Below are 6,880 nucleotides of genomic sequence, written 5' to 3' on the forward strand. Positions count from 1 at the left end.
TCAGGATGGTCGCCCATCCTGTGCTTCTTCGTTGAATCGTTTTGCCCTTGCTGGTCTTTTGCAGCACGACTTTGGCTTCCCCGCCATTACCAATAGTCAGAATGGTTCCCAGAAAGAATGCCTTTTCGGTTTGTGCATGGGTGATGCGCGTTTTCTCTTCGCTGAGGGTGAGCTTGAGATGGTCATGGAGGAAGGTTTTCACCAGTTCTTTGACCTCTTCTGCTATGGCGCGGCTTCCGCACAGGCCGATGAGCCAATCATCCGCATATCTCAGGTATTTTATCCTGCAAAATGTGGGATCATTGACCATTTTTGAGGCCGGGTTTGGATTTGATCCGCTCGTAGGCGATGATGTACAGATCTTCCTGATACATCAGTCGATACAGATCGTGGTTGATCCACTGTCGATTGCTATTCAGTTGTTGTAGGCGCTCCAGTCGCGCGATGGTCTTCTGGCTCATCCAAGCCAACCTCCTTTGAATGAAGCATGCTCTGTGTAGAGTCCTTCCCCGTGCCTCTCCCATTACGGAGAGTATTTGGGTACTATGACTCCTCCGTCACCTTGCGCTTTGCAGCGTTTAGGCGATTCCCAAGTTACCCATGATCGTCGGTCTATCCGTAGGTGCCCCGTTCGTCATTCCCTTCTCCTTGAAGGTTGGCTCTGATGCAGGCTGTATGAATGCGACTGTATCTTTCATTCATACCGTCAGATGTGGGCAATGACACCATCCCACAGAACAGGTATTGTCCGCCATGACTGGGGTTCAAGCAATTCAGCTTTCACCGTAGACAGCCTTGCTGCCTGCCCTCTGGCCCTCAGTGCTAGGGCTTCAACAGGCTTTTGACTTCATGCTACTGTCCCCCTGACTCTTTCGGTCAAAGGTAAGAAGCTGCTTTACTCACCTTGCCTGAGTGAGGTGGCGTTCCTTGCCACGGACTATCATGGGCCACTTTGGGCGCACTCAGTCGTACCATATAATTGTGGATTTTGTGCCGATGGGATGGGGATAAGTGGAACGATAAGAAATCGTTTTGTGCTGCCTCTAGAGCAGGCTGGAGAAGCGATTTGCTGGCCTGCTGAGCATAAGGGACTCCCTTAAACGATAGTTATTTTGAATGATCCAAGCTGCAGAGTTCGGCGTATGGCAATTGGCTCTCCATGACTCTGAGGATATATTCGAGGTACCGTATCATTTGAAGAAAACCCTACGCTAAGCCTTAGCGTAGGGTTTTCTTCAAATGATACGGTACCTCGTGGTTGGCGCTCCACCTCTCGTTATCTGGTTACTCTCCCTCGGCAAGTGGAGGGCCGGTCACCACCACCCCATACTTTGCTCCAAGAGCCATCACCTTTGGGATATCCAGCTCTGGCGCTAAGTAGAATGGACGGACCTCTTCAAAAAATCCGCGCAAGCCACCTGGCACATAGGTGAGCAGGATTTTTCCGGCGTTTTTGCCAAGACAACGCCAGGTATGCGGGACTCCGGCTGGAACCCGCACGAAATCCCCCGCAGAAAGGGTAAACACCTGTGTGCCGAGCCTCATCCGGTAGGTTCCCTCCAGAAAATAGAACAGCTCGTCCTGGGTATGGGTATGCTCTGGTGGTCCTGCCTGGGGTAATGTCACCAGTTCCACCTGATCATATTTGCCCCCAGTGGTTTCCGCTGTTGCTTTCCACGTCAGAAATTCTCCACTGGCCTGAAAAGTGGACTCTCCTTCATTAGCCCGCAAAAGGAGATTGGAAGTATCAATAGACATATTTCACCTCGCTTCTGTATCATCTCAGTAAACATCCCTTGCTTGTTCCTCCTGCAACGTGAGGAGGAGAAGAGCGTCGTTGCATGCTCCTCTTGACTAAATGCTTCCTGCTCTGGATAGCTCTATGATAGCTCACGAAAGGTGAGGCCGACTAGAACAATCTTGCGGTTTTGCGGTAGCTCCCTGGGGGCATCAGGTAGTACCGCTTAAACTGCCGGGTGAAGTGCGATTGATCAGCAAAGCCGGTTTCCTGGGCCACAGTACCCACGTCGTACCCTTGTGCCAGCAACGTTCTGGAATGCACCAGGCGCAGCTGGGTCTGATAGGCATGGGGAGGCAGGCCGACCACCTGGCGGAAGACCCGAGCCAGATGAAAGGGACTCATGTTGACCACCCCGGCTAGTTCTTGCAACGCCACCTCCTGGGCGTAGTGCGCTTGCAGATACTCCTTTGTGCGCTTGACGGCTGGATATTCCTTGCCCAGTTGAGGCAGGGTTCCTGCGTCTTGGGAATGGGAAAGCAGCAACGGAGCCAACAGGTGCAACAGCGTCTCCTCCTGTTGCAGACGAGATGCCGGAGCCTGCGACCTGGCAGCGAGATCACTCATGGCCTGGCTCAAAGGCGGATCAAAGAGGGGACGGTTGGGAAAATGAGGCAAGCCCTTCTCCCTTTGGAGCATCTCTGTGGCGAACTGTTGCAGCCAGGCCGGATCAATAGAGAGATGATAGGAAGTGACGTCTTTGGTCTGGCAGGTCCAGGTTTCTCCAGGCTCGAGCACAACGAATATCCCATCGATGAGCTGGCCACTGAGACGAGTGTTTCGATGCTGGAACTCTATTGTCCCTGACTGCCCGCAGACAATCAGGTACTCCTGAGTAAAACGCTGGTTCTCAAGGGCAGAGATGGCAACTTTCTGGAAAAGTTCGAGCTCTTTGAGCTGCCAGGGTCGCCACACCGTGACGCTGCCTTTGACCGCCTCACCCCCTGTTCTCGTTTCGAGAGGTCTCATGAACGCTTTCCTCCTTCTTCTTTCCTGAGACAAGAACGTCCTGGGTCAAGAAACGCCAGTGCTCATGAATGGTGCCAGCACGGCCATTGATCTGAGTCTTAGATGCAGCGTGTTCACCTGAGAGCCGTCGCTGTTCCTTTTCGCGCAAGAGTTTCATGGTCATTCCTTTCTTCGTGCGTCGCGCTCTTGTCTGTTTCAACGCGTAGGCATGATTCCTCCTTGCTCTCTCTGGCAAGAGAGGATTTCGCCTGAGATAGCTTCAGGATAGCTCATCGCTCCACTATGACCGGACTCACTCTTTGCCTGTCACACAATTCACACTGGACAAACTGCTAGATCAAGACATATGCCAAGTCAAGCTCTGGATGAAACTGTCGTATCCTCGCTACCATGGTTTGCTCTGTCATTTATACCATAACGGTGACCCGATGTTGTCAAGATCAAGCGATATCCTCGTTCGCAGTGGCCCGGCCCCCCGATCATGGGATCTTCTCAGATCAGAAAAGAGATGTGCAGAGGGCTGGCTTTCGTTTGGGACAGACAGGCAGTAAAACGATCCTGGCACTGCCAGGGGTTGGTTGGATCGCCAGTTGCCACATAGTCTGGAGTAAACTTCCAGAGGGAGGTTTGGCCTTGCACGACAATCCGTTGGAGCTTCTTTTTCACTCTACACCTCCTCCAGGAATCTAACAGAGTGTGGAGTCTATGTCTAGATGCGCTCATCATCTCTGGCGCGAGACCCTGATATACTATTACGAAATATGTGACAGTTTGGAAATCGTGTCGAACATTCAGCCCAATTACCACTTCCTACGCAGCGCGCAGAAAGCCCAGGCGTGTCAACCTGATTCGTTGCCCATTCTAAAATTCAAGCAGCGGGTGACATGGCAGCGAACTGGCTAGAGTGGTGGATTACTCATTCGATGCCCTCTTCCACGACGGAGATAGTAGACCAAATATGGTCACTACTGGAACGCATTCAGATAGTGCCTTTAGTGCCTTCTTCATCTCCGTAAGGACAACTGAAAATGGGTTCTGTCAGAACTCAAACACCATCCTGGCAAAGCAGCCTCGCATCTGTTATACTCATCCTCTAAACAGAGAATTGAACAAGGAGTGTTGGCTGATGAACTGCCCTTATTGTGTTGCAACGACTACCCGGAAGTGACAGAACTGCTTGAACAGGTCAAGCAAATCCCTGTGTTGCAAGAAATCAGCAGCCAACTGAGTGAACAGGTCAAGCGATTGCAAGAATAGATCGCCAAAGACAGTCACAACAGTTCGCTGCCCCCTTCTTCTGACCATTTTTCCAGGCAACGCAAATCTTCCAGTTTGCGCACACGCAGCGGGAAGAAGGCTGGAGGACAACCAAGTCACCAGGGTCAGACGCTTGAGATGAGCGCTCTCGCCGATGAAATCGTGATGGTACCTTCCGTCACCTGGTGCCAGCATTGTCACCGCGACTTGAGCGAAGTTGAGGTATGGCTAGGATTCGTGCAAAAATCGATCATAAGCCTCTAGAACCGCTTCACAGGTCATTCGAGGCGATGGCAGAAGAAACAAAGGCATGAATGAGAAATGCATGAAATATATGATAAAACTGCTTTTATGACACTTCCTGAAGAGAGTCATGAGCCATATTTCAGGACATCTGCACGCGCTGATAGATTTTTGCACGAATCCTAGTCATACCTCGTTTCCCTTTTTATCTTAATTTTTACTATACAAGTGGAATTGCTATTCTTCCTCGGTGAGTGGGGGACCAGTTACAACCATTCCATACTTTTCAGCAATGGCTAATCCCAGCGCTAAATCCGGTGTCAGATAGAGTTCGCGGGCCTCTTCAAAAAATCCACGTAAGCCCCCTGGAATATAGGTGAGTAGAACTTTTCCGGCGTTTTTGCCAATACAGAGCCAGGCATGTGATACTCCGGCTGGAATGCGTACGAAATCCCCCGCAGAAGCGGTGAATACTTGATCGCCGAGCTTCATCTTATAGTTTCCTGCCAGGAAGTAGAACAATTCATCCTGGGTATGAGTATGCTCTGCCGGTCCAGAGCCGGGTAATGTTACCACCTCTACCTGGTCATATTTGCCATCGGTGGTTTCTCCTGTGGCTTTCCACGTCAAAAATTCGCCTCTAGCCAGAAAGGTGGAATCTCCTTCAGAAGCCCGAATAAACATACGAGAAATATCGAGAGACATGTTTTCACCTCGCTTTGGTTATTGTTGCATGATAAGGACTCTGGCTCATACCTGATGGAGACCATCGGTCATTGGAGCCTTTCATCTTTGCTTTGGTCTTGACGTAGACATAATACGTCCATATATGGGGGATAAACTAGGAAAATCTTGCGGTTTTGCGGTAACTTTTAGGGGTTACCAAAAAGTTGCGTTTAAATTGCTGTGCGAAGTGAGATTGGTCAAAAAAGCCAGTTTCGTTCGCCACGTAGCTGACTGCACATCCCTGCGCCAGTAGTGTTTTGGCATGTGCCAATCGAAGTCGAGTTTGATAAGCGTGAGGAGGCAGACCAACGACCTGGCGGAAAGTTCGGGCGAGATAAAATGGACTCAGGTGTGTCACATTAGCCAGATCTTGTAGCGCAATCTCCTCTGCATAGTGGGCCTGCAAATATTCTTTCGCACGCTCGATAGCGGGATGTTCCCAACGTGTTTCTTGAGATGCGTTGATATCCTGGACATGAGAAAGCAGTAATCGAGTAAGCAAGTGTAGAAGCATTTCGTCTTGTTGCAGGCGAGAAGCTGGAGCAAGCGACTTGGCGGAGATATCGCATAAAGCCTTACTCAGCGCTGGATCGAAGAGGATCTGGCTGGGAAAATGGAGCAAGGATTTATCCTGTTGGAACAACTCTGCGGCGTTCCGTTGTAGCCAGTCAGGATCAATCGAGAGGTGATGAAAGATAACGTCTTTAGGCTGGCAGATCCAGGTTTCTCCAGGTTCGATGATAAGAAATGTCCCATCGACAACCTTCCTATTGATACAAGCATTGCGATATTTCAAGTGTACGGTTCCTGACTGCATAGAGGCGATCGTATACGTTGGCGTAAAATGCTGTAGGAGAGGAGTAGAGAAGGCAATGCCCTGAAATAATTCAAGCTGCTTAAACTGCCATGGTCGCCATACTTTAAGACTACCTTCGACTGGTTCAGAATGTTTCCTCATTGCATGACCCTCTTCGTGTCTGGAGCAGGAACGTTCTGAAACAGGATAGGCCGATAGCCATGAGTAGTATTGCCTTTGCGCTGAACTCTAAACGTGTAATATGCAATTAATAGGAGTTTCTGTTTTCTGTTTTTTTTCTGCACGATGATTTCTTTCTTCCCGACTCTTGTTTCCCTGTTCCGATGAATTGGCGTTGTGCTTTGCCTCGATGGTTTCAGTATAGCTCAATTATATCTCATTCTAGAGGTAGCGCTACGTAAGCTGTCACCAGTACTGTTTCGCCTGCCTGTAAGCGGGCTGATTCGCGCAAGATCTGGTAGGCGCTAATCCTTTGCAATGGGAAAGCTGCGGCTGGAGCGAAGTCAAGCGTATCAGGAATGGGAATAACCGCACTGGCATTGGCTACGGCGAACTCGGCATGGCCACCACTCACGAAGGCGGAGATGCACGTGCCAACTGAAGGGGTAGTTCCGCTTCCTGTCACCGAAGTCGGAAAAACAAGCAATACAGGTAAAGAAAAAAGCGGAGGTACTCCTAATTTGTAGAGTCGGAGAAGAGAAATGTATTACAGAAGGAAAATACCCTTCTCGACATATTGATAGGAGTATCGCCACAAAAAACGTTTATAGCGATACAGATATTGTTGCCAACCATTCCATTATTTTGAGCCATGATAGACGAGAAAGAGCTTTTGATGAAGAAAAAGGATTTTCGAGAAATATCTTGTGTTCAGTTTCCTGCTTCCTCTCCTTCAGCTGTTTCTCCGAGTTTGGGTAAATTAGGGCTTTTTATGACCGCTTTTGGTGGGTTCCACCCAAAACCCTGGGTCGAGAAAAAAGAGAGTTTCCAGTTGTGGTAGGATATAAAAAACCCATCCAACCCACAGAAAGGAAACTCTTATGCATATTCAAGTATCGCTCACGGTCGAC

11 protein-coding genes are annotated in these 6,880 nt (G+C 49.6%); 3 read left to right on the top strand and 8 right to left on the bottom strand.

Annotation, left to right across the window (positions count from 1 at the left end; all coding sequences use genetic code 11):
* From F1593_RS26860 to F1593_RS28750, 5 genes are all read right to left on the bottom strand, one after another.
* Positions 1-310 (bottom strand): reverse transcriptase domain-containing protein (locus F1593_RS26860; RefSeq protein WP_268907093.1); only part of this gene is annotated, 310 nt, incomplete at its 3' end.
* Complete coding sequence (locus F1593_RS28745) at positions 300-461, bottom strand: hypothetical protein (protein WP_172632490.1); 162 nt, start codon at positions 459-461, stop codon at positions 300-302. The genes F1593_RS26860 and F1593_RS28745, both read right to left, overlap by 11 nt.
* A gap of 823 nt (positions 462-1,284) precedes the next feature.
* A complete protein-coding gene (locus F1593_RS26865; protein ID WP_149404631.1) occupies positions 1,285-1,758 on the bottom strand; it encodes a cupin domain-containing protein in 474 nt (157 codons plus the stop codon).
* Positions 1,759-1,909: 151 nt separating this feature from the next.
* Positions 1,910-2,767 (bottom strand): helix-turn-helix domain-containing protein, encoded by an 858-nt coding sequence (locus F1593_RS26870; RefSeq protein WP_149404632.1) that lies wholly within the window; start codon positions 2,765-2,767, stop codon positions 1,910-1,912.
* Between the two features lie 492 nt (positions 2,768-3,259).
* On the bottom strand, positions 3,260-3,433 hold the full coding sequence (locus F1593_RS28750; protein WP_172632489.1) for a hypothetical protein: 174 nt from the start codon (positions 3,431-3,433) through the stop codon (positions 3,260-3,262).
* Positions 3,434-3,886: 453 nt separating this feature from the next.
* Here F1593_RS28750 and F1593_RS28755 point away from each other — a divergent pair, with 453 nt between their 5' ends.
* Positions 3,887-4,024 carry a hypothetical protein gene (locus F1593_RS28755; protein WP_172632491.1) on the top strand — a complete coding sequence of 46 codons (138 nt, stop codon included), beginning with the start codon at positions 3,887-3,889 and terminating at the stop codon, positions 4,022-4,024.
* Complete coding sequence (locus tag F1593_RS30040) at positions 4,025-4,288, top strand: DUF6444 domain-containing protein (RefSeq protein WP_371873925.1); 264 nt, start codon at positions 4,025-4,027, stop codon at positions 4,286-4,288. It begins immediately after the preceding gene.
* Between the two features lie 216 nt (positions 4,289-4,504).
* Here the strand turns inward: F1593_RS30040 and F1593_RS26875 are convergent, their stop codons facing one another.
* From F1593_RS26875 to F1593_RS26885, 3 genes are all read right to left on the bottom strand, one after another.
* The gene (locus F1593_RS26875; RefSeq protein WP_149404633.1) at positions 4,505-4,972 is read right to left on the bottom strand and encodes a cupin domain-containing protein; all 468 of its coding nucleotides are present in this window, start codon (positions 4,970-4,972) and stop codon (positions 4,505-4,507) included.
* Between the two features lie 136 nt (positions 4,973-5,108).
* Complete coding sequence (locus F1593_RS26880) at positions 5,109-5,951, bottom strand: helix-turn-helix domain-containing protein (RefSeq protein ID WP_149404634.1); 843 nt, start codon at positions 5,949-5,951, stop codon at positions 5,109-5,111.
* A gap of 235 nt (positions 5,952-6,186) precedes the next feature.
* Positions 6,187-6,384, bottom strand: a complete 198-nt coding sequence (locus tag F1593_RS26885; protein ID WP_149404635.1) for a hypothetical protein — start codon at positions 6,382-6,384, stop codon at positions 6,187-6,189.
* 261 nt (positions 6,385-6,645) lie between these two features.
* On the opposite strand from F1593_RS26885, the gene F1593_RS28760 reads away from it, so the two are divergent.
* Positions 6,646-6,810 carry a hypothetical protein gene (locus F1593_RS28760; protein WP_172632492.1) on the top strand — a complete coding sequence of 55 codons (165 nt, stop codon included), beginning with the start codon at positions 6,646-6,648 and terminating at the stop codon, positions 6,808-6,810.
* Positions 6,811-6,880 lie beyond the last annotated feature (70 nt).

The sequence above is a fragment of the Dictyobacter arantiisoli genome (assembly GCF_008326305.1).
Taxonomy (GTDB): domain Bacteria; phylum Chloroflexota; class Ktedonobacteria; order Ktedonobacterales; family Ktedonobacteraceae; genus Dictyobacter; species Dictyobacter arantiisoli.

Bases quoted from the DNA above. Each gene is read 5' to 3' on its own strand.
- F1593_RS28745 (WP_172632490.1), bottom strand. From the start codon at position 461: ATGAGCCAGAAGACCATCGCGCGACTGGAGCGCCTACAACAACTGAAT.
- F1593_RS26865 (WP_149404631.1), bottom strand. From the start codon at position 1,758: ATGTCTATTGATACTTCCAATCTCCTTTTGCGGGCTAATGAAGGAGAG.
- F1593_RS26870 (WP_149404632.1), bottom strand. From the start codon at position 2,767: ATGAGACCTCTCGAAACGAGAACAGGGGGTGAGGCGGTCAAAGGCAGC.
- F1593_RS26875 (WP_149404633.1), bottom strand. From the start codon at position 4,972: ATGTCTCTCGATATTTCTCGTATGTTTATTCGGGCTTCTGAAGGAGAT.
- F1593_RS26880 (WP_149404634.1), bottom strand. From the start codon at position 5,951: ATGAGGAAACATTCTGAACCAGTCGAAGGTAGTCTTAAAGTATGGCGA.
- F1593_RS28760 (WP_172632492.1), top strand. From the start codon at position 6,646: ATGAAGAAAAAGGATTTTCGAGAAATATCTTGTGTTCAGTTTCCTGCT.